Source organism: Methylobacterium sp. D48H (assembly GCF_053345715.1).
The window spans coordinates 1-819 of record NZ_JBKFAP010000077.1; the positions used below are offsets into that span (position 1 = coordinate 1).

The following is an 819-nucleotide window of genomic DNA, read 5'->3' on the forward strand; positions in this document are numbered from 1 at the left end:
CCGGTATCGTTCGGCCAGGGCCATGAGGGCCTGGGCGAGCTCGGTGAGGTTGGCGGAGGCGGCCTCGACCTGCCGGGTGCCGGCCGCGGTCTGCTGGCTGGCCTGGCGGATGTTCTGCAATGCCCCCATCACCTGCTCGATGCCCAGCTGCTGCTGGTTGGTCGAGGCCACGATCTGCTGGAACGTCTGCACGTTCTCCTCCACCCGCGCGGTGATCTCCTCGATCGTGCGCTGCGTCGTGTCCGAGCGCGTCTTGCCCGCCGCCGCGCGCTTGACCGCCTCCTCGGTCAGCATCACCGACGTGTTGATGCCCCGCTGGATCTCGCCCAGGATCCCCCGCACCTGCCCCGTGGCCGCCTTGGCCTGGTCGGCCAGGAGCTTCATCTCCGAGGCCACCACCGAGAAGCTGCGCCCGCTCTCGCCGGCCGCGGCCGCCTCGATGGCGGCGTTCAGCGCCAGCAGGTGCGTGCGCTCCGAGATGTCGTTGACCGTCTCGATGATGTCGCCGATCGTCTGGGTCTTCTCCGACAGGCTGACGATGTTGCCCGCCACCGCCTCCGCCTGCTCGCGGATCGCGTCCATGGCCTTGGCGGTGTCGGACACCGCGCGCAGCCCCTGTCGCGAGGTCTGGGCGGTGGCCTGGGCGGTGGCGATCACCTCGGTGGCGCGCTTGGAGATCTGCGCCCCCGAATGGGTGATCTCGTCCACCGTGGCGGCGGTCTCCTGCACGGCGGCGAACTGCTGCTCGACCGAGGCGGCCTGCTCCTGCGCCGAGGCGCGGATCTCGGCCGCGGCCGCGTTCAGGTCCGCCGTCGCCGC

1 protein-coding gene is annotated in these 819 nt (G+C 71.3%); it reads right to left on the reverse strand.

Annotation, left to right across the window (positions count from 1 at the left end):
- A partial coding sequence (locus tag ACLBX8_RS31540) for a methyl-accepting chemotaxis protein (protein WP_447716401.1) occupies positions 1–819 on the reverse strand: 819 nt, incomplete at both ends.